Origin of the sequence: Paraburkholderia sp. RHO2 (genome assembly GCF_050955445.1) — a bacterium.
In the GTDB taxonomy this organism is placed as follows: domain Bacteria; phylum Actinomycetota; class Actinomycetes; order Mycobacteriales; family Mycobacteriaceae; genus Prescottella; species Prescottella agglutinans_A.
Window position 1 is genome coordinate 527,817 of the sequence record NZ_CP162617.1, and the last position, 20,132, is coordinate 547,948.

Genomic DNA, 20,132 nt, shown 5'->3' on the forward strand with positions numbered 1-20,132 from the left:
GTCGCGGCGTCCGTGGTGGCGGTTCCGCAGCTTCAGGGCTCGAGGAACCGGGCGAGGAACTCGATGAGCAGGCGCTCGGCGACCGGTTCCGGAAGTTCCTCCACGAGCGCGAGGATGTCGGCCTTGGGGCCGTCGAGTCCGGCTTTCGGGTCGAGTCCGGCGAGCGCCAGGACACCCGCGCTGATCTCGCTCGTCAGGTCGGCGGGATCGATGTGGGCGGCGGCCGCGACGAACTCGGCCGGCGCGCTCGCCCCGGGAATCCCTCGGGTGCGGTCGGCGGCCTTCGTGAGCGCGGCGACCAGGTCGTCGACGACGGTCTCCGTGACCGGCGTGATCGTCAGGTGCGTGGTGCGCGGCAGCACGGTGCCGTCGGGCTGCACGTGTCGCGGCTGCGGCTGCAACGCCCACCCGTCGTCGTCGGCGGCGTCCGACCAGCGGTGCGGGTCGACCCGGCGCTCGGCCGGCACCGTCTCGTCCGACGCGATCGCCAGCAGCGGGCCCACCGGGTCGCCGACCACGCGCAGGCCCTCGATGCCGTCGACCGCCTCCCGGATCCGTGCCGTCGCACGCGCCATCGGCTCGACCAACTCCCCGAACCCCTGCGGGCCCAGCGCCTGCGTCACCGCCCACCCAGCCGCGATCGGCATCGCACTCCGCGACCCGAGCAGCGTCGGGTTCACCACCGCGTAGCCGGGCCAGCGGGTGGTCGCGAACCAGTGCGCGCGGTGCCGGTCGCGGTCGCGGAAGAGCAGCAGCGAGACGCCCTTGGGGGCGTACCCGTACTTGTGCAGATCCACCGACAGGCTGGTCACCCCGGGTACGGTCAGATCCCATCTGCGCTCCTCCGCGCCGGGCCACCACGGCAGCACCCAGCCGCCGATGCACCCGTCGACGTGCAGCGCGACGTCCTGTGCCGCACACACTTCCGCGACGTCGGCGATCGGGTCGAGCGCCCCGTGCGGGTACGACGGCGCGCTCGCGACCACCAGCGCGACGTCGGGGGACAGCGCGTCGGCGACGTCCCGCGGTCGCAGCCGCGCGGTCACCGGGTCGACCGGCAGCACCTCGAGCCGCAGGTCCAGGTGCTGGGCGGCCTTGTGGAACGCGGCGTGTGCGGTGGCGCCGATCAGGAGCGTCGGCCGGTGCTCGGCGCCGGTGCGGGACCGCCACGTGTCCCGGGCGGACTTCACCGCGAGCATGCAGCTCTCGGTGCCGCCGCTGGTGACGCTGCCGACGACGTCGGGGTCGCCGCCCGCGAGGACGTCGCGCCCGAGCGCGACCAGGTCGCGTTCCATCGCCCCGATCGAGGGAAACGCGGTGGGGTCCAGCCCGTTCAGCGACTGCGCCCGCAGCGCGGCCGCGCCCGCGAGGTCGGACAGTTCGGCGACGCCCGGGTCGTACACGTACGACAGCAGGCGTCCGCCGGATGTCGGGGCGTCGGCGGCGCGCAGCGCGTCCAGTCGCGCGAGGATGTCGGCGGGGTCGTGGCGGAACTGCATCAGTGGTTTCCGTTCTGTGCGTGGGCGTCCTCGGCGGCGAGCCGGTATCGCGAGAGTGCGACGATGCTGAGCGCGGTGAGGATGGCGGGGGCGGCGGAGATGGTGAGGACGATGCCGTCGATCGCGGTCTGGGACTGGACGGCGTGCTGGTCGTCGGTGGACGAGACGAACCCGGTGACCGCGAGGATCGCGAGTACCAGCGCCGGGCCGAGCGCCAGACCGATGGTCTCGATCGCCGTCCACACACCGCTGAACGCGCCGGCCCGCACCGTGCCGCCCTCGCGGCGCTCGTGGTCGGAGATGACGTCGGGCAGCATCGACATGCCCAGCATCTGCATGCCCGCGTAGCCGACGCCGGCGACCGCGACGACCGCGTACACCCACCACCCGGTGCCCACCAGCAGCCCCAGCAGCGCGACGCCCGCGGCGAGGAACAGGCTCGACGCCAGCAGGTACGCGCGGCGCTTGCCCCATGCGCGGACCAGCCACGACCACAGCGGCATCACCGCGACCGCGGGCCCCACGAGCGCGGCGAAGAGGAACGACACCGACCGCTCGTTGCCGAGGACGTACGTGGCCGCGTACTGCGCGGCGGCGAGCATCGTGCCGGTCGCGAACGCCTGCAGCGCGGACGCCGTCAGCAGCGCACGGAACGGGCGACTGGACCGGACGACCCGCAGCGACGCCGCGAACGATGCGCCCTCGCCCAGAGCGGCTTCCGCCGGGGGACGACGCGGCGCCACCCGTGATGCCGCGAACATGCCCAGCCCCAGCACCGCACCGGCCACGATGCCCATCACGAGGTAGCCCCAGCGCCCGCCGCCGCCGAGTTCGCGCAGTTCCGGACCGCCGGCACCGAACAGCAGGATCGCGACGCCGAGAACGGCGACGCGCCACGCCATCAGCCGCGCCCGCTCGTGGTAGTCGTCGGTGAGTTCGGCCGGCATCGCGATGTAGGGGACCTGGAAGAGGCTGAACGCCACCGCCGACGCGATGAACGCGAGCGCCACCCACACCGCCGCCGCGGCGGCGTCCACGCCGTCCGGCACCGCGAAGGTGAGGGCGAAGAACACCGGCAGCAGCGCGGCACCGATCGTGAGGAACAGCCGTCGGCTGCCCGTCCGGCGCGCCCACGAGTCGCTGAGCGAACCGATCGCGGGATTGAGCACCACGTCGAGTGCCTTGGGGGCGAACACCACGAAGGTGGCAACGGCGGCCGCCACCCCGAGTGTGTCGGTGAGGTAGTACGCCAGTACCAGTCCAGGCAGCGTCGAGAAGCCGCCGGTGCCGACCGATCCCAGGGCGTAGCCGCGGATCGTCGCGGGGCTCAGCCGCGTCGCCGCGGGCGCGGAGATGCTCGTCATCTCGACAATCTAGGCCAGCAACACCCCGTCGTGGCCGCCGAACGGGCGTGTCGGTGGTCGTTGCTAGCGTCAGCGGCCAGGGGTCCGGCGCTGCCTCGCCGGACCCCGCCGTCGTTGGTGTCCTGTCGTTGGTGCTCGAAAGGTGCTGTCCCCCTATGGTGATGGGTGCTACCCATGCAATGTCCGGTGCTGTCGTCGGCCTCGCCGTCGCAGACTTGCTCCCGACGGACTGGGGCGGGCCCACCTCCACCGCGGAGACGTTCGCGTTCGCGGGTGTCTGTGCGGGCGCCGCGCTGCTGCCGGACCTCGACACCACCCAGTCCACCGTCGCGCGCTCGTTCGGTCCGATCTCCAGGACCCTGGCCGCGGGTGTCGACTCGGTGTCGCTCGGTGTGTACCGGGTGACCAAAGGTCGACGGGACCCCAACCGGCGCGGTGGGCACCGCACCCTCACCCACACGGCGCTGTTCGCGGTCGGGCTCGGGGCCGGGATCTCGGCGCTGGTCGGCCAGTTCGGCCACGCCGCCATCATCGTCACGCTGTTCTTCACGCTCGGCCTGGCGCTGCGCGGGCTGGCCGGGGACTGGGCCCGGGACAAGGGATGGCTGGTCGTCACGGGGGTCTCGGCGTTCCTGTCGATCCTCACGTGGCAGTGGTTCCCCGACCAGGTGGGCTCGACGGGACTCGGGGTCGCGGTCGCGCTGGGGTGTGCGACGCACTGCCTCGGCGACATGATCACCAAGGAGGGGGTGCCGTTTCTGGCGCCGTTCGTCCCGTTCGGTGGACGCCGATGGTGGGAGCTCCGGTTGCCCTCGTTCCTCGCGATCCGCGCCGGCGGCGGATTCGAGCGGGCCGTCCTGGGACCGCTGCTGACCATCGCGGCCGTCGGCCTCGCGGTGTGGGCGGTGGACGGTGCGCCCGAGGCGATCACCGACGCGCTGCGCAACTCGAACCCGGTTGAGCGGTAGTTCGGAAAGTCCTCCCGACGAGAATTACGGAACCACTGGCATCGGAACCCGCTTTGTTCTAGTTTGACTCGAGGATCACGCGGCGAGGCCTGGCGCGCCGTTTCCCGACGAGAGGATCGGAGTCGAACAGGTGGATGCCGACGAGAACGCGTTGTCGACGGCTCGAGCGCGTAACGGACTGTCCCGCAGGGGATTCCTCGGTCGCGCCGCCGGTGCCGCGGCGGGTGCCGCTGCGCTGACCGGCGTGGGCTGGACACCGGCGTTCTCGCTCCCGGCCGCCGGTTCCAGCGGTTCCACCGGATCCGGCGGGCCGGTGTCCAACCTCCCGGTCCCGCCCGCGTTCCCGGAGGACATCCCGCTCGCGCAGCAGGGTTACGTCAACTGGGCCAAGGACATCGAATTCGACGCCGTGTGGACCGCGACCGCCCGCACCCCCGACGACGTCCTCCGGATCGTGAACTGGGCCAAGGACAACGATTACCGTGTCCGCGCCAAGGGCACGATGCACGGGTGGAGCCCGCTCACGGTGGTGCCCGGCGAGAGCGTCGAGAAGACGATCCTCGTCGACACCATGACCCACCTGAACACGGTCGCCGTCGACCCGAGCGGCAGCCCGGCGACGGTGACGGCCGGTGGCGGCGCCAGCCTGGAGGCCATCCTCACCGCGCTGCAGGAGCACGGCCTCGGTTGGGCGAACTCGCCGGCCATCGGCGACCTCTCGATCGCCGGTGTCCTCGCGATCGGTGCGCACGGCGCGACCTATCCGGCGGCGGGGGAGCAGGCGACTCCCGGCCAGTCGTTCGGGTCGCTGTCGAACCTCGTCACCGCGATGACCGCGGTGGTGTGGGACGCCGCGGCCGGCCGGTACGTGCTGCGCGAGTTCACTCGGGCCGAGCCCGAGATCACCGCGCTGCTGGCGCATCTCGGTCGCAGTTTCGTCACCTCCGTGACGCTGCAGGCGGGCGCGAACGTGCGGCTGCGCTGCCAGAGCATCATGGACATTCCCTGGCAGGAGATGTTCGCGACCCCGGGTTCGGGGGGACGGACGTACGAGAGCTACGTCGAGACGTCGGGTCGTGTCGAGGCGATCTGGTTCCCGTTCACCGACAAGCCGTGGCTCAAGGTCTGGACGCCGACGCCGGTGAAGCCGTCGGAGTCGCGGGAAGTGTTCGGCCCCTACAACTATTTCTTCACCGACCGGCTGCCGGAGCCGCTGACCGATCTGCTCGGTCAGGTCGCGGGCGGCATCCAATCGGCCACGCCGGCGTTCGGGGCGGGCCAGTTGGCCGCGGTGCAGGTCGGTCTGGCGGCCACCGACACCGACGACCTGTGGGGCTGGTCCAAGGACGTGCTCTTCTACCTGCGGCACACCACGATGCGCGTCACCGCCGGCGGCGGGGTGGTCGTCACGAAGCGCGCCAACATCCAGCGCGTGATCAACGAGTTCACGACGTGGCACAACAACCGGATGAGCGCACTGGCCGCGGAGGGCAAGTACCCGGTCAACGGTCCGTTCGAAGTGCGCATGTGCAAGGTCGACGACGACTCCGAGGTGCTCGTCGAATCGGCGGGTCCGCCGAACCTGTCCGCGGTGCGGCCGCGGCCGGACCATCCCGAGTGGGACACGGCCATCTGGATGAACGTAGTGACACTGCCCGGCACCGCCGGTGCCGCGGACTACTTCCGCGAGATGGAACGCTGGATGGCCCAGAACTACTCGGGCGACTACGCGACCTTCCGGTCCGAGTGGGCCAAGGGGTGGGGCTTCACTTCCCAGGGCGGCTACCGCGACGACGAGTGGCTCACGCAGACCCTCCCGGCGGCCTACACCCAGGGGATCCCGGCGTCGGGCAACTTCGCGGCGGCCCGGGCCTCGCTCAACGCGCACGATCCGCACCGCATCTTCGCCAACAGCTTCCACGACCGGCTGCTGCCGTAGTGGGCGACGTCGGGTAGCTTGATGCGGGGGCCGAATTCGCTTGGAGTTGTTGTGATTTCTGGTGCGGTTCACCCGGATGTGGCCCTCGTGACAGGGCTCTTCGCTGGTCTCGGCATCGAATCCTCGGCGGCCGTGCCCGAGCCGGACAACACCGAGTACGGTGCCGCGGTTTCCGACGTCGGCAGGTCGACCATCCGGTTCCGGGTCGGCAAGCTGACGCCGACGAAGGTGGGACTGTTCGTCTCGGTGTGGCGTCGCGGGGCCGGTGGGTCGACGGAACCGTTCCCGGCCGAGGACGACGTGGACGCGCTGGTGGTCGTCGCCCGGGAGAGCGACCGCTTCGGTGCGTTCGTGTTCCCGAACGAGGTGCTGGCCACCCGCGGCGTCGTGTCGGTACGTGGTGCCGGCGGGAAGCGGGGGTTCCGGGTGTATCCGCCGTGGTCGGCGACCAGTAGCCCGCAGGCGCAGCGGTCCCAGGGTTGGCAGTGCGACTGGTTCCTCGACCTGAGTGACGGAGCGGCCGTCGACCAGCAGCGGGCCCGTCGTCTCTTCGCCGCGGTCTGAGCGGCGGAGCGGAAAGAAGGTGGACCGGCGGCTCGGTCGCCTCACGGCGAAAGGCGCAACGCAGCTCCAGCCGAACGGAACTCTGCGGAGGCGGTGAATATTGAGCCCGGGGGACACGGAACCGCCGATCCGAACCATTCAACCACTACTGTGCCGAAGGTATTCCAGGAGCTCCCGCGCCAGTCCCCCCGACCGTGGTCGAGCTGGAGCAGCGCCTTGTGGAGTCGCAGCGATCCGTTCACGAGATCACGTTAACGAGGGGGCCCGGCACCGAAATTCGGTGCCGGGCCCCCTCGTGCCGGGTGTGCTTACTGCTTGGCGCCCAACAGGTTCTGCAGGTCGTCGAGCACGATCATCGCGCCCGTCGGGCCCAGGGCCAGGAACCAGGTCTCGTCGGACACCTCGACCGCCTGGCCGTTCTTCACGGCGTTCAGGCCGGCCCACAGCGGGCCGCCGCGCACCTCGGCCGCGGCAGTGGTGTCGGGCTTGCCGTACGTGGAGTAGAAGATCCAGTCGCCGTCGGCCTGCGTGATGGTCTCGGGGCTCACCTCCACCGCGAGTTCCTCGATGTTCTGGACGTCCGGGCGGCGCAGGCCCACGTCCTGCAGGATCACACCGATGAACGACAGGTTGCCGTACAGGCGGGTCTTGCCGGTCATGAAACGCACCAACGAGATCGACGGATCACCCTGGATGCTGTCGCGGACCTCGTTCGCGCGGGTCTGGTAGTCGTTGAGCACCGACTCGGCCTTGGTCTCCTCACCGACCGTGTCGGCGACGAGCAGGAAGTTCTCCTTCCAGGGGAAGCCCGGGCGGATACCGAACACCGTCGGCGCGATCTCCGCCAGCTGCGGGTACAGCTTGTCGGCGCGCAGCTTGCTGCCCAGGATCAGGTCGGGCTGCAGCGCGATGATCGCCTCGAGGTTCAGGTTGTTGGTGGTGCCCACGTCCGGGACGCCGGGCAGCTTGTCCGCCAGGTACGACGGCTGGCCCGACACACCCTCCGGACTCGCGATGCCCACCGGGGTGATGCCGAGCGACAGGACGTCGTCCAGTTCGCCGCCGTCGAGCACGACCACGCGCTCCGGCTTCTTCTCGATGACGGTCTCGCCGAGCGCGTGCTTGACGGTGCGGGGGAACTGGCCGGGCTGCGCGTCGCTGCCGAGGGACGCGGTCGCGGTGTCGGCCGTGGCGAACAGACGACCGCCTGTCGCGACGTCGGTGTTGCCGGCCGGGGCGTCGGCGGCGTTGTCGGAGGAGCCGCACGCGGTGCCCGCGAACACGGTTGCGAGGGCGACCAGCGCGACGCGAACCGAGGTCCGCTTGCGGAGAGAGGATCGAACGAACATTAGGTCAGGCTAGCCTGTGCAAATCGTGCTTCTCGCGGCGGGACATCCTGAGAGCGCGCCGCGGCGCCGCAACGACGAGAAAGACCCCGTCCGAATGAGTCGGACGGGGTCTTTCTGTTCTTCACTGGTCGGGGTGGCGGGATTTGAACCCACGACCTCTTCGTCCCGAACGAAGCGCGCTACCAAGCTGCGCCACACCCCGGTGTTGAACCTCGGATAGCTTACAACACTGTTTCGGTAGGGATTAAATCGGCTGGTCAGCGGCCCAAAACGGCGCCTTCGACGGCCGCCGAGCCGCGCGCGGTGACCGTGTTCTCGCGGGGTGCGGGGACCAGCGTGAGCAGCGTCGCCTCGGGGCGGCAGCAGAACCGGGCCGGGGCGTACGGCGATGTGCCGACGCCCGCGGACACGTGCAGCCGCATGTGCGCACCCCAGTTCGACGGCCCCTTCACGCGGGAGCGGTCCAGTTGGCAGTTCGTCACCAGCGCGCCGTAGAACGGCAGGCACAGCTGGCCGCCGTGGGTGTGTCCGGCCAGGACCAGGTCGTAGCCGTCGTCGGCGAAACGATCGAGGACCCGCGGCTCGGGGGAGTGCGTGATGCCCAGCTTGAGCTGGGCGAGCGGGTTCGGCGGGCCGGCGATGGTGTCGTAGCGGTCGCGCTTGAGGTGCGGATCGTCGACGCCGGCCGACGCGATGCGCACACCCGCGACCTCGAGCTCGCGATGCACGTGGGTGACGTCGAGCCACCCGCGCTCGGTGAACGCGGCCCGCAGGTCCGCCCACGGCAGCGGCGCGCCGAGCACCCGGCGGTGCTCCTTGTGGAAGTACTTGAACGGGTTCTTCGGTTTGGGGGCGAAGTAGTCGTTGCTGCCGAACACGAACAGGCCCGGACGCGCCAGCAGTCCACCCATCGACTGCACCACCGCCGGCACCGACCTGGGGTGCGACAGATTGTCGCCGGTGTTCACGACCAGGTCAGGTTCGAGTCGGTCGAGCTCGCGCAGCCAGTTCTGCTTGAGCTTCTGGTTCGGCATCATGTGCAGATCGCTGATGTGCAGCACCCGCAGGGTCGCCGAGCCCGGTGCCAGCACCGGCATGGTCGCCTCTCGCAGTGCGAACGCGTTGCGTTCGATCAGGGAGGCGTAACCGATGCCCAGAGCGGCGGCGCCCGCGGTGGCGAGCGCGGCCCGGTTCAGGGCGCTGCGGTTCGGGATACGGGGCGACAGATCAGGCACCCGTCCAGAATACGGGTGTCGGCAATGAAGGTGCAGGACACCGCACCGGGCGCGTACCGTTCGGCGCATGGCCGACACCGCTCCCACGCTCAAGTCCACGCTCCGCGCCGATCTCACCGCCGCGATGAAGGAGAAGGATCAGCTGCGCCTGTCGACACTGCGCATGATCCTCGCCGCGGTGCAGAAGGAGGAGACCTCCGGCAAGGAGGCCCGCGAACTCAGCGACGACGAGGTCCTCAAGATTCTCACCAAGGAATCGAAGAAGCGTGGCGAGGCCGCCGAGATCTACACCGAGGCCGGCCGCGGTGAACTGGCCGCCAACGAGCGCGCCGAGGCGCAGATCATCGACTCCTACCTGCCCACCCCGCTCACCGACGCCGAACTGGCCGACGTTGCGGACACCGCCATCGCGCAGGTCGCCGAGGAGCTCGGCGAGCGCCCCGGCCCCCGGCAGATGGGTCAGGTCATGAAGGCGGCCACCGCCCTTGCGGCGGGCAAGGCCGACGGATCGCGAATCTCCAAGGCGGTCAAGGACCGTCTCTAGATCCGGCGAACCCTGCGGCCGCGTCCCACCTGATCTTTCCTGTTAGTAACGATCGAATCTCCGCTCGAGATCATCACCATGATCGAGGGCGATTCCGCCCTCCACGGGGAGGAGATCGGCATGGGGTGGATCAGTTCGAGGGCAGCGCGGGCACTGGTGGCTTCTGTGGGGGCGGCCGCTGTGGTCGCGGTGGCCGCACCGGCGACCGCTACGGCCGCGGTGGTTCCCGGTGAGTTGGTGCAGATCGACTGGCTGGCGACCAAAGGGGGCTCGAAGGGGGTCTCCGAGTTCGCGTTTCCGGTCACTATCGACGAGATCGGCGTGACCGGGCCGGGGCAAACCCTGTCCGTCGGTCAGCATTTCGGCTTCCAGAACTGGCAGGGCGGCTACATCGGCCTCGAGATCGAGCGCCCCACCGTCGACGGTCCTCTCGTCGCCCGCACCGTCTTCAGCTACTTCGGCCCCGATATCCAGAGCCCCGGGTGCGGCCCTGTCGGGCCGACGACCGGCGGGATGACGTGTCGGGGTGATTTCTTCGACTTCGTGCTGGGCAAGAGCTACACGCTGAAGGTCGAGCAGATGGGGTCCAACTACTGGCAGGCGTCTCTGGACGACGGCGCGATGCGTTACCCACGTGCGCTCAGCGGGGTTCAGATCACCAACGAATTCCGCCGCATGATGCCAGTCGGGTATCAGTCCGTCGGCTACTACGGTTCGTCCGAATCGTGTGCCGAGATCCCGCACGCGCGTGTGCGTTTGGGCACGCCGACGGCATTTGCGACGCCGATCGACTACTCCGGCGCGGCGGTCCTGGTCGCTCCCCGTCGCCCGAACCTCACGTGTTTCGGCGCGGTCGCGAACGACGTCGTCCCGGTCGACGGCGGGGTCCAGGTGACGGTTGGGCGGTAGCGGTCACACCTGCGTGGTCGCCGTAGCGAAGACGTCGACGATCGCGTCGCAGAACGCCGGCAGGTCGTGCGGATTGCGGCTCGACACCAGAGCGCCGTCGATGACGACCTCGCGCTCGACGACGTTGCCACCGGCGTTGCGGATGTCGGTTCGAATGCTCGGGTAAGACGTCAGCGTCCGCCCGCGGACGACGTCGGCCTCGACGAGCATCCAGGGGCCGTGGCAGATCGCGCCGACAGGTTTCCCTGCCTCGACGAAATCGCGAACGAACGCAACGGCCTTCTTGTTCTGCCGCAGATGGTCGGGATTGGTCGTGCCGCCGGGCAGGATCAGGGCGTCGAAGTCGTCGACCGTTACGTCCAGGTCCGACACAACGGCGTCGACGTCGTAGCGGCCGGCGGCGTGGACGTCGCCTTTCATCGCCTGGATCCGTCCGACCGACAGCGACAGTAGTTGGGTAGTGGCGCCCGCCGCCTCGACAGCCTTGCGTGGTTCGACGAGTTCGACCTCCTCGACGCCGTTCGTGGCGAGGATCGCGACGGTGCGTCCTTGTAGCGCAGTGGAAGTGGTCATCGGTGCCGTCCGATCGATACGTGGTGGCGGTGACTGTCGGTGGGCTCCCCCTCCACCGCCTTCTCTTCCGTGGCCTTCTCCTCGGCGGCCTTCTCCTCGGCGGCGGAGTCGACGTCGGCGAGTACGGGGTCGAACGCGGGGCCGTGGCTGTCGGAGGTCATCTCCAGTCCGGCGCCCTGGCCGTAGACGAGGTGCCCACCCAGGGCGCCGCCCACCCCGACCGCCGTCAGTGCGAGTGCACTCAACGTCGTGGCTGAGATGCCGGGCGCGCTCTTGTGCCGGCGGAACGATGCGAGCATCAGCCCGATGCCGGCGACGTTGGCGCCGGCGTGCAGCAGCCCGACCCGGCGCTGGCGGGTGTCGCGCTCGCTCCAGTCGGCCCAGCCGGTTGCGAGCGTTGGCGGTATCGCGGCCAACCCGATCCCGATCAGTCGCCGCGCGCCCTGCGGATCACGGAGCACGACATCGAAGACGAGGGAACCCGTCCACGCCCCGATGGGGATCGCGACGAGGCCCGGATGCACGGGGTGCCCGAGCCAGTCGCCGCGCAGTCGATCACCGATCGGCGTGCGGCCCAGCCCCGCCTGTATGCGGTGCTGGAGCGCGGCGCTGAACCCGTCGAGGAACGACGCGGACTCGGCCCGGTTGTACAGGTGACGAAGGTTCATCTCCCGCGACTACCCGGGCCCGGGCCGGTCGAAACCCGTGCGGGATCAGCCGCCGGGCGATGGCGTCGGACGCGGTGCCGCGGTACCCGGCGGCGCCGCCTTCACCGAGCCGTCGCTGACGTAGATCGTCACCGGCGATCCCGGCACCGCCAGCCCCGCCGGCGCGCTGCCGGTGATGTTGCCCTTCGGCGCGTCCGACTTGGTGGTCACCGGGTTCACCGTGAAACCGGCGGCCTTGAGGGCGGCGGTCGCGGCGTCCTGCGTCATGCCGACGACGTCGGGCACCTGTGCGTTCTGCGAGCCCTTGACGTACTTCTCGTCGACCGGCGGCAGTGCGGTGGGGCCGAAGTTGCCGACGATCGGCATCATCGCCTGGAACCACGTGCGGGCCGGTTCGGTGCCGCCGTACAAGTTGCCGTCACCGCACGGCCGCAGCGGCGCCGAGCAGATCTCGCCCGGCGTCGTCGAGTCGCCGTACACCAGGACGCTCGCGGCCAGGTTGTTGGTGAAGCCGAGGAAGCCCGACGACATGTGGGACTCGGTGGTACCGGTCTTGCCCGACATCGGCAGCTTCCAGCCGGCCGCATTGGCGGCGGCGTACGACGTGCCGCCCGGGGCGTCGTCCTTGCTCATCGCGACCGACAGTGTGTCGGCCAGACCGGGAGCGACCACCTGCTCGCACGCCTCCTGCGTGATGGAGACGGGCTTGCCCTCGCGGTCGGTGATCGAGTCGATCGGCGTCGGCGGGCACCACTTGCCGTGCGACGCGAGCGTGGCCGCGACGTTGGCCAGTTCCAGCGGATTGACCCACGTCGGGCCGAGCGTGAACGAGCCGAGGTTCTGCGCCTTCTGCATCTCCGCCATGCTCTGGTCACCGAAACCGGACGACCCGGTGGCGGTGTACGAGCGCAGGCCCAGGCGAACAGCCATGTCGACGGTCGGGGTGACGCCGGTGGACTCGATCAGCTTCACGAACGCGGTGTTCGGTGACTGCGCGAGCGCGTCCGTGACCGACATCTTGGCCGCGTAGTTGGGGCTGGCGTTCTCGACGCAGTACGTGGCCGCGGGGCAACCGCGCGCGCCGCCGTTACCCATCCCGCGGGCCTCGAAGCGCCGGGGCACGTCGAGCACAGCGCTGGTGCCGAGGCCCTTCTCCATCGCGGCCGCCGTCGTGAAGATCTTGAAGATCGATCCGGCGCCGTGGCCGACCAGCGTGTACGGCTGCGGCTGCACGGTCTGCTCCGCGGCGGAGTCGAGGCCGTAGCTGCGGCTCGACGCCATCGCCAGCACCCGGTGCTGGTCCTGGCCCGGCTGCACGACGTTCATCACGTTCGCGATGCCGTCGAGCTTGGGGTCGGCGTTGGCGACGAGCGCCGACTTCACCGACCTCTGCACCGACGGGTCGAGGGTCGTCTTGATGGTGTAGCCGCCGCGGTTGATCTGCTCGCGGCTCAGCCCCGCCGCCGCGAGGTACTGCAGCGCGTAGTCACAGAAGAAGCCCTGATCGCCGGCGGCGATGCACCCGCGCGGAAGCGCCTTCGGTTCGGGGAGCACACCGAGCGGCTCGGTCTTGGCGGCCCGAATCTCGGTGGCCCGGTCAGGGATGTTCGCGATCATCGTGTCGAGGACCGTGTTGCGGCGCTCGAGGACGCCCTCCGGGTTCGTGTACGGGTTCAGTGCCGAGCTGGACTGCACCATGCCGGCCAGCATCGCCGACTGCGTCAGATTCAGGTCCTTAGCGTCCACACCGAAGTACGTCTGCGCGGCATCCTGGATCCCGAACGAGCCGTTGCCGAACGGCACGAGGTTGAGGTACCGGGTGAGGATCTCGTCCTTGCTCAGCTTCTTGTCGAGCGTCAACGCCATCCGGATCTCGCGGATCTTGCGCGCCGGCGTGGTCTCGATGGCGGCGCGTCGTTCGGCGTCGTTCCGGGCCACCACCAGCAATTGGTAGTTCTTGACGTACTGCTGGTCAATGGTGGAGGCGCCCTGCTGGACCTCGCCGCTGGTCGTGTTCGTCATGAACGCGCGCAGTGTGCCCTGCCAGTCGACGCCCTGATGGTCGGCGAAGCGCTTGTCCTCGATCGAGACGATCGCCAACTTCATGTCGTTGGAGATCTTGTCGCTGGGGACCTCGAACCGGCGTTGCTCGTAGAGCCACGCGATCGGGTTCCCGGCGACGTCCGTCATCGTCGTCACCGCCGGAACGGTGCCCTCGACGAGTTCCGCCGAGACGTTGTCGACGGCGTCGGTGGCACGGTTGGAGGCGAAGCCGAAGCCTCCTGCCAGCGGAAACATCACCCCGGCGAGGAGGACACCGGCGAGTGCGGAACACCCCGCGAGCTTGGCGATCGTTTTGGCTCTCGACACGGTCTACAGAGTACGTCGAACGAACCGGTTGTCCCGGTGGACGACCCGAACTGGACGCTTGTTTTGCGACGGAGAGCGGTTTTGACCCGGGCAAATGCGACGAAGAATGCACGCGCGTACCAGAATCTACGCTCACGATCTTGCGCAGCGGGCGATCTTTACCTAAATTAGCTCTCGTCGGTGTGATACAGCTAACACTGGATTAGGAATGTGGTGCAGTCGTCACGTGATAGCCGGGGGACTGCGTGAACATCCTGAGCGCCGTGGGGAACGGCGTTCGGACTGAAGGGGAACCGAATGCACATGACCAGCCCCGCCGCACGGCTCGACTACGAGGAAGCGGAAGCCCGCATCCAGTGGGTCGCGCAGGCACGATGCCGGGAAATCGACCCTGATCAGCTCTTCGTCCGCGGCGCGGCGCAGCGCAAGGCCGCGACCATCTGCCGGCACTGCCCGGTCCTCATGCAGTGTGGCGCCGACGCGCTGGACAACAAGGTCGAGTTCGGTGTGTGGGGTGGCATGACCGAACGTCAGCGCCGTGCTCTGCTCAAGCAGCATCCGGAGGTCGAGTCCTGGGCCGACTTCTTCGACGCTCAGCGTCAGCATCAGTCCGCAGTCTGATTCCGTCGGGGTCGGACCTCGTCGGGGAGTAGATCCGATCGGTCGACGGAAGGGGCGCCGCGGCGCCACGCGCCGTGTGCGCCCGAGGGGCCCGTGGTCCGTCAGCCCTGACGGGTGAGCTGGTCTCCGACCGCGCGCAGCGCCTCGAGGTCCGAGACCTCGAACGGCAACGACGGCACCCCGATGATCGGCACGTGCTGGTGGGAGGCCGTGAACCTGCTCAGCAACCGCAGCTCCCGCTTCGCGGTCACCGCCCGATGCGCGTGGACCCGCAGCACCGCGGAAGTCAGCTCGTTCGCGGCGTCCGCCGGCTCGCTCTCGTCCAGTAGGTCGGCGCCGGTGAGGGCGTGGTCTGCGGACAGTGCGCACAGGGTCGGATGGGTCCGGTTCAGCACCAGGCCCGCCAGCGGCATCCGGTCGCCGGACAGGCGGTCCACGAAGAACGCGGCCTCGCGCAGCGCGTCGGGCTCGGCGGCCGCGATCACCACGAACTGCGTGCCCTCCTGGCGAAGCAGCTCGTAGGTGCGGGTCGCGCGCTCACGGAAGCCGCCGAACATCGAGTCCAGCGACTGCACGAACGCCGACGCGTCGGACAGCATCTGGCTGCCCACCACCGTCGACACACCCTTGAGGGCCAGGCCCATCGCGCCCGTCACGAGCCGTCCGATGCCGCGCCCGGGCGCGGTCAACAGGCGGATCATCCGGCCGTCGAGGAACGCCCCGAGGCGTTGCGGTGCGTCGAGGAAATCGAGCGCGTTGCGCGACGGCGGCGTGTCCACGATCACCAGATCCCACCGGTCGTCCGCCGCGAGCTGGCCGAGCTTCTCCATCGCCATGTACTCCTGCGTGCCGGAGAACGATGTGGCCACCGTTTGGTAGAAGGGATTCGCGAGGATCTGCTCGGCCTTGTCGGGCGTCGAGTGCTCGAGCACCATCTCGTCGAACGTGCGGCGCATGTTCAGCATCATCGCGTGCAGCTCGCCGGTCGACCCGGGGGCCAGCTCCACCAGTTGCGGCTCGTTGTCGAGATCCTGCACCCCCAGCGCCTGAGCGAGCCGGCGGGCCGGATCGATCGTCAGGACCGCGACGCGTCGGCCCTGCTCGGCCGCGCGCAACGCCATCGACGCGGCGGTGGTCGTCTTGCCGACACCGCCCGCGCCACAGCACACGACGATGCGCGTCTTCGGGTCGGTGAGGACGCCGCCGAGATCGAGGGCCGGGGCCGTACGCGGCGGATTCATCGCACACCCTGCTCGGTCAGGCAGCCGGCGAGCTCGTAGAGCCCACCGAGGTCGACGCCGTCCACCAGCGCGGGCAGATGCATGCGGGCCACCTTCACGTCGTCGAGTTGCGCTGCGCTCTCGTCCTGCGCGGCCAGCGTGGCCGCATGTTCGATCGTCTCGGTCAGTAGCCCGGCGAAGTCGTCGTCGGACAGCGTGATGCCGGCCCGCGTCAGGCCCATGCGGACTCCGTCGGCGTCGACCCGGCCCTTCGCGGCGTCGTCGAGTGCGTCCTGCGGCAGGAACGCCGTGTTGGTGCGGTTGACGATCACCGTGCCCAGATGCAGGTCGGCGGCCGCGAGTTCGGCGACGGCGTCCGCGGTCTCCTGTACCGGGAGCGCCTCGAGCAGCGTCACGAGATGCACGACCGTCTCCTCGGAGTGCAGCAGCCGGACGACGCCCTGGCTCTGCGAATGGATCGGCCCGCCCTTCGCCAGGTCCGACATCGCGCGGGTCACGTCGAGGAACTTGCCGATCCGGCCGGTCGGTGGCGCGTCCACCACGACGGCGTCGTACGCGCGGCGACCGGACTTGTCGGTGCGCACCGCGCACTCCTTGATCTTGCCGGTGAGCAGGACGTCGCGCAGACCCGGTGCGAGTGTGGTCGCGAACTCGACCGCGCCGATCTTCTTCATCGCGCGACCTGCGAAGCCCAGGTTGTAGAACATGTCGAGGTATTCGAGGAATGCGGTCTCGAGGTCGACCGCGAGCGCGAACACCTCGCCACCGCCCTCGGCGGTCGCGATCTTGGTTTCCTGAGGCGGGAGCGGCGGCACGTCGAACAGCTGCGCGATGCCCTGCCGCCCCTCGACCTCGATGAGCAGCACGCGCCGTCCGCCCGCGGCCAGCGCGAGCGCGAGTGCGGCGGCCACGGTGGACTTGCCGGTGCCGCCCTTGCCGGAGACGAAGTGCAGTCGCGCCGCGTCGGCGGCGGGAGGCCATCCCGGCGCGGCGGAGCCTGGCTGCGTATCTGTCGGTGCTGCCACGGGCACGAGCCTATAAGTCGAGGAGCGCCGACGTGCGGGGGATAGGCTCCACGGCATGAGCGAATTGACTACCTGGGAGTACGCGACCGTGCCGCTGCTGACGCACGCGACCAAGGCGATCCTCGACCAGTGGGGCGGGGACGGCTGGGAACTGGTGACCGTGCTCCCCGGCCCGACCGGCGAGCAGCACGTGGCCTACCTCAAGCGTCCGAAGGGCTGAGGCCGTGGCAGAGACCGCACCGTCCTGGACCGCGCGCCTGGCCGAGCTGGGCATCGAACTGCCGCCGGTGGCCGCGCCCGTCGCCGCTTACGTGCCGGCCGTCCGTACCGGTGACCACGTCCACACCTCGGGTCAGCTGCCGTTCGTCGACGGCAAGCTGCCGATCGTCGGCAAGCTCGGCGCTGACGTCTCGGAGGCCGACGCGAAGGCCGCCGCCCGCCAGTGCGCGCTGAACGCGCTCGCCGCCGTGGACACGCTGGTCGGCCTGGATTCGATCGTGCGCATCGTCAAGGTCGTCGGCTTCGTCGCCTCGGCCGAGGGTTTCACCGGGCAGCCCGGCGTGATCAACGGCGCGTCCGAGTTCCTCGGTGAGGTGTTCGGGGACGCCGGCATCCACGCCCGCTCGGCGGTCGGTGTCGCCGAGCTGCCGCTGGGTTCGCCCGTCGAGGTCGAGCTCATCGCCGAGGTGCGCTGAGCGCCACCCGCGTCGTCCGCTGAGCCGCATTCCCGGAAGGGGATGCGGCTCAGTTGTTTTCGAGGTTCCGGCCGTTGGCCTGATCGACGAGGCGGCGCATGCATCCCACCGCGAGTTCCGCGGGGCCGTCGGGGCCGGTGGTGGGGGCGTCACTCGCCGCCCACGTCTCGACCGCGATCCGCATCGCCGCGTTCGCGGCCGCCGCGACGAGGCGGACGGTCAGCGGGTCGGCGTCCGCGCCCATCAGCGGGGTCAGCGCCGCCACCAGCGCGTCCTCGCAGTCGTGTTGCACGCGAAGCCACACCGCCAGCAGCGCCGGTTCGTCGTGAACGGTGCGCAGCAGTCCTCGCGTCCACTGCAGCATCTCGTCGGTGGGGTACTCCGACGGGGTGAGTGCCTGCCGTGTCGCGCGTTCGAGGGCCTGGCCGACGGTTTCACCGTCCGGCGCGTCGGCGTCCCCGATGTGGGCTATCCATCCGGTGACCCCGCCCGCGAGCAGTGGCGCGACGGCGTCCTCCTTGGTGCGGAAGTAGCGGTAGAAGGTGCGCAGTCCGATTCCGGCCGCCGCCGCGATCTCCTCGGCGGTCACCGACGACGCGCCCCGCGCGGAGAACAGTTCGGCGGCGCGTCGGGAGATCTCGAGTTGCGTCGCCGCCTTGCGCCGTTCGGTGAGCGACGTGACGGGCTGTGCGCCGGGCATGTTCTGGTTCCTCCGCTGGTGTCGGATCGCAGACTACCGGTCCTGTTCCGAAGAAATGCGTGACACAACGTGCCATATCGGCCTACTGTGCCATCAGGTCCACAAAAGAACTCTAGTTGATCCAGGAGAGACCATGAAGCGATTCGAAGGCCGTCGAGTACTCATCACCGGCGCCGGGTCCGGCATCGGGCAGGCCACGGTCGCCCGCATCCTCGAGGAGGGTGGCATCGTCGTCGGCGCCGACGTGTCCGAGGCCGGGCTCGAGGTGACGCGGGAGCGGGCGGCCGTCGCCGGCACCGCGGACCGGTTGACCACCGCGGTCGTGGACATCTCCGACGAGAACTCGGTGCGCGAGAACCTCGGTGGGGCGATCGAGACGCTCGGCGGCCTCGACGTGCTGGTCAACGCCGCGGGCATCCTGCGGTCCTCGCACACCGACAAGACCACCCTCGAGTTCTGGAACAAGGTGGTCGGCGTCAACCTGACCGGCACGTTCCTGGTCACCCGCGAGGCGCTGCCCGCGCTGCTCGCGTCGGGCAAGGGTGTCGTGGTGAACTTCAGCTCCACCTCCGCGCACTTCGCGCACCCCTACATGGCCGCGTACGCCGCCACCAAGGGCGGCATCCGCTCGTTCACCCACGCGATCGCGCTCGAGTACGCCAAGCAGGGCCTGCGCGCCGTCGCCGTCGAGCCGGGCAGCATCGCCTCCGGCATGACCAGCGACCCGGGCTTCCCGGAGGACGTCGATCCGAGCCTGATCGGCAAGCTCTACCCGTGGATCGGCGAGGGCTTCGCGCCGCCGGAGGACGTGGCCGGTGTGATCGCGATGCTCGCGTCCGACGACGGCAAGTTCGTCACCGGCACCGAGATCCGCATCGACGGCGGCACCCACATGTGAGTGCGGTTGCGCCGCACCAGGTGTCGGCCTGATCGGACGCGCCTTCGGTGGAGTCGTACAGTGAGGGCCGGTTTCGGTTCCGGATTCCACCGAACACGCTGTCGGCCCGTCAGGAAGGTGCGTCGATGACGCTTCAGCACCCCGCGTACGCCCAGTTGCGCCAGGTCACGCCCGTTGCGGCGGTGATGCTCGAGAACAACCCGAGCATGTACTCGCTCGAGGGCACCAACACCTGGATCCTGCGGGTGCCCGGCGGCGACGAGTGCATCGTCGTCGACCCCGGCGACGACGACCCCGAGCACCTGGCGCGCGTCGCGGGTGTCGGGACCGTGGTGCTGACGCTGATCTCGCACCGCCACCACGACCACACCGGCGGCATCGATCGGTTCTTCGAACTGACCGGTGCCCCGGTGCGCGCGGTGCGCGAGGAGTTCCGGCGCGGTGGCGGCGGCGGCCTCGAGCACGACGAGGTGGTCGAGGCCGCCGGCCTGACGCTGCGGGTACTGCGCACGCCCGGGCACACCGCCGACTCGGTGTCGTTCGTCATCGAGGGGGAAGGTTCGGTGCTCACCGCCGACACCATCCTCGGTCGCGGCACCACCGTCCTCGACGCATCGGACGGCAACCTGCGCGACTACCTCGAATCGATGCGGATCCTGATCGGCCTCGGCGCCGGCCGCACCGTCCTGCCCGGGCACGGCCCGGAACTGCCCGACCTCGAGGCGGTCGCCAAGTACTACCTCGCGCACCGCGAGGAACGGCTCGACCAGGTCCGGGGCGCGCTCGACGTCCTCGGCGCCGACGCCGACGTGCGCGCGGTCGTCGAGCACGTTTACACCGACGTCGACGAGACGCTGTGGCCCGCAGCCGAGCAGTCGGTGCGGGTGCAGTTGGAGTACCTGCGCGGCTGACCTATGCCCGGGCAGGCATGGCGAGGATCGAATTTGGCATTTGTTCGGTATGGATCGGG

At 69.7% G+C, this 20,132-nt stretch carries 20 protein-coding genes and 1 tRNA gene; 10 read left to right on the plus strand and 11 right to left on the minus strand.

Annotated elements, in window-relative coordinates:
- Positions 1-32: 32 nt before the first annotated feature.
- Both ABTV10_RS02385 and ABTV10_RS02390 read right to left on the minus strand, forming a co-directional pair.
- Complete coding sequence (locus tag ABTV10_RS02385; RefSeq protein WP_499032273.1) at positions 33-1,499, minus strand: pyridoxal phosphate-dependent decarboxylase family protein; 1,467 nt, start codon at positions 1,497-1,499, stop codon at positions 33-35.
- Positions 1,499-2,863 (minus strand): MFS transporter, encoded by a 1,365-nt coding sequence (locus tag ABTV10_RS02390; protein ID WP_499032274.1) that lies wholly within the window; start codon positions 2,861-2,863, stop codon positions 1,499-1,501. Before ABTV10_RS02390 ends, ABTV10_RS02385 begins: the two co-directional genes overlap by 1 nt.
- A 161-nt stretch (positions 2,864-3,024) precedes the next feature.
- Between ABTV10_RS02390 and ABTV10_RS02395 the strand changes: the two genes are divergently transcribed.
- The 3 genes from ABTV10_RS02395 to ABTV10_RS02405 all read left to right on the plus strand — a co-directional run bounded on the left by ABTV10_RS02395 (position 3,025) and on the right by ABTV10_RS02405 (position 6,334).
- On the plus strand, positions 3,025-3,831 hold the full coding sequence (locus ABTV10_RS02395) for a metal-dependent hydrolase (protein ID WP_499032276.1): 807 nt from the start codon (positions 3,025-3,027) through the stop codon (positions 3,829-3,831).
- Between the two features lie 130 nt (positions 3,832-3,961).
- The gene (locus ABTV10_RS02400) at positions 3,962-5,770 is read left to right on the plus strand and encodes a cholesterol oxidase substrate-binding domain-containing protein (RefSeq protein ID WP_499032277.1); all 1,809 of its coding nucleotides are present in this window, start codon (positions 3,962-3,964) and stop codon (positions 5,768-5,770) included.
- Positions 5,771-5,857: 87 nt separating this feature from the next.
- Entirely contained in the window at positions 5,858-6,334 is a 477-nt protein-coding gene (locus tag ABTV10_RS02405; RefSeq protein WP_499032279.1) for a MepB family protein, read from the plus strand.
- A gap of 308 nt (positions 6,335-6,642) precedes the next feature.
- Here ABTV10_RS02405 and ABTV10_RS02410 read toward each other — a convergent pair whose 3' ends face one another.
- The 3 genes from ABTV10_RS02410 to ABTV10_RS02420 form a co-directional block, all read right to left on the minus strand.
- Positions 6,643-7,683, minus strand: coding sequence for an ABC transporter substrate-binding protein (locus tag ABTV10_RS02410; protein WP_499032280.1), 1,041 nt, complete (start codon positions 7,681-7,683; stop codon positions 6,643-6,645).
- A gap of 125 nt (positions 7,684-7,808) precedes the next feature.
- A tRNA-Pro gene (locus ABTV10_RS02415) sits at positions 7,809-7,885 on the minus strand.
- 55 nt (positions 7,886-7,940) lie between these two features.
- Positions 7,941-8,918, minus strand: a complete 978-nt coding sequence (locus ABTV10_RS02420; protein WP_499032281.1) for a metallophosphoesterase — start codon at positions 8,916-8,918, stop codon at positions 7,941-7,943.
- A gap of 67 nt (positions 8,919-8,985) precedes the next feature.
- Here ABTV10_RS02420 and ABTV10_RS02425 point away from each other — a divergent pair, with 67 nt between their 5' ends.
- On the plus strand, positions 8,986-9,462 hold the full coding sequence (locus ABTV10_RS02425; RefSeq protein WP_499032282.1) for a GatB/YqeY domain-containing protein: 477 nt from the start codon (positions 8,986-8,988) through the stop codon (positions 9,460-9,462).
- 120 nt (positions 9,463-9,582) lie between these two features.
- Positions 9,583-10,371, plus strand: a complete 789-nt coding sequence (locus tag ABTV10_RS02430) for a hypothetical protein (protein ID WP_499032284.1) — start codon at positions 9,583-9,585, stop codon at positions 10,369-10,371.
- Between the two features lie 3 nt (positions 10,372-10,374).
- On the opposite strand, the gene ABTV10_RS02435 is transcribed toward ABTV10_RS02430, so the two are convergent.
- Genes ABTV10_RS02435 through ABTV10_RS02445 form a run of 3 tightly spaced genes read right to left on the minus strand, consistent with a single transcriptional unit; the run spans position 10,375 to position 13,982 of the window.
- Positions 10,375-10,944 carry a type 1 glutamine amidotransferase domain-containing protein gene (locus tag ABTV10_RS02435; protein ID WP_499032285.1) on the minus strand — a complete coding sequence of 190 codons (570 nt, stop codon included), beginning with the start codon at positions 10,942-10,944 and terminating at the stop codon, positions 10,375-10,377.
- Positions 10,941-11,612 carry a DUF2231 domain-containing protein gene (locus ABTV10_RS02440; RefSeq protein ID WP_499032286.1) on the minus strand — a complete coding sequence of 224 codons (672 nt, stop codon included), beginning with the start codon at positions 11,610-11,612 and terminating at the stop codon, positions 10,941-10,943. Before ABTV10_RS02440 ends, ABTV10_RS02435 begins: the two co-directional genes overlap by 4 nt.
- Before the next feature lie 45 nt (positions 11,613-11,657).
- Positions 11,658-13,982 (minus strand): penicillin-binding protein, encoded by a 2,325-nt coding sequence (locus ABTV10_RS02445; RefSeq protein ID WP_499032287.1) that lies wholly within the window; start codon positions 13,980-13,982, stop codon positions 11,658-11,660.
- 297 nt (positions 13,983-14,279) lie between these two features.
- Between ABTV10_RS02445 and ABTV10_RS02450 the strand changes: the two genes are divergently transcribed.
- On the plus strand, positions 14,280-14,603 hold the full coding sequence (locus ABTV10_RS02450; protein WP_433609505.1) for a WhiB family transcriptional regulator: 324 nt from the start codon (positions 14,280-14,282) through the stop codon (positions 14,601-14,603).
- Between the two features lie 101 nt (positions 14,604-14,704).
- Here ABTV10_RS02450 and bagB read toward each other — a convergent pair whose 3' ends face one another.
- Positions 14,705-15,844, minus strand: coding sequence for an ATPase BagB (gene bagB / locus ABTV10_RS02455; protein ID WP_433609507.1), 1,140 nt, complete (start codon positions 15,842-15,844; stop codon positions 14,705-14,707).
- Positions 15,841-16,869: an ATPase BagA gene (gene bagA, locus ABTV10_RS02460; protein ID WP_499032289.1), complete on the minus strand. Its 1,029-nt coding sequence runs from the start codon at positions 16,867-16,869 to the stop codon at positions 15,841-15,843. Before bagA ends, bagB begins: the two co-directional genes overlap by 4 nt.
- A 55-nt stretch (positions 16,870-16,924) precedes the next feature.
- On the opposite strand from bagA, the gene sp36 reads away from it, so the two are divergent.
- Both sp36 and ABTV10_RS02470 read left to right on the plus strand, forming a co-directional pair.
- A complete protein-coding gene (gene sp36 / locus ABTV10_RS02465) occupies positions 16,925-17,089 on the plus strand; it encodes a Sp36 family protein (RefSeq protein ID WP_005515911.1) in 165 nt (54 codons plus the stop codon).
- Between the two features lie 4 nt (positions 17,090-17,093).
- A complete protein-coding gene (locus ABTV10_RS02470) occupies positions 17,094-17,564 on the plus strand; it encodes a RidA family protein (RefSeq protein ID WP_499032290.1) in 471 nt (156 codons plus the stop codon).
- A gap of 49 nt (positions 17,565-17,613) precedes the next feature.
- On the opposite strand, the gene ABTV10_RS02475 is transcribed toward ABTV10_RS02470, so the two are convergent.
- Positions 17,614-18,264 carry a TetR family transcriptional regulator gene (locus tag ABTV10_RS02475; RefSeq protein WP_499032291.1) on the minus strand — a complete coding sequence of 217 codons (651 nt, stop codon included), beginning with the start codon at positions 18,262-18,264 and terminating at the stop codon, positions 17,614-17,616.
- A gap of 133 nt (positions 18,265-18,397) precedes the next feature.
- Between ABTV10_RS02475 and ABTV10_RS02480 the strand changes: the two genes are divergently transcribed.
- Both ABTV10_RS02480 and ABTV10_RS02485 read left to right on the plus strand, forming a co-directional pair.
- Positions 18,398-19,162, plus strand: coding sequence for an SDR family NAD(P)-dependent oxidoreductase (locus tag ABTV10_RS02480; protein WP_499032292.1), 765 nt, complete (start codon positions 18,398-18,400; stop codon positions 19,160-19,162).
- 125 nt (positions 19,163-19,287) lie between these two features.
- Positions 19,288-20,073: an MBL fold metallo-hydrolase gene (locus tag ABTV10_RS02485; protein ID WP_499032293.1), complete on the plus strand. Its 786-nt coding sequence runs from the start codon at positions 19,288-19,290 to the stop codon at positions 20,071-20,073.
- Positions 20,074-20,132 lie beyond the last annotated feature (59 nt).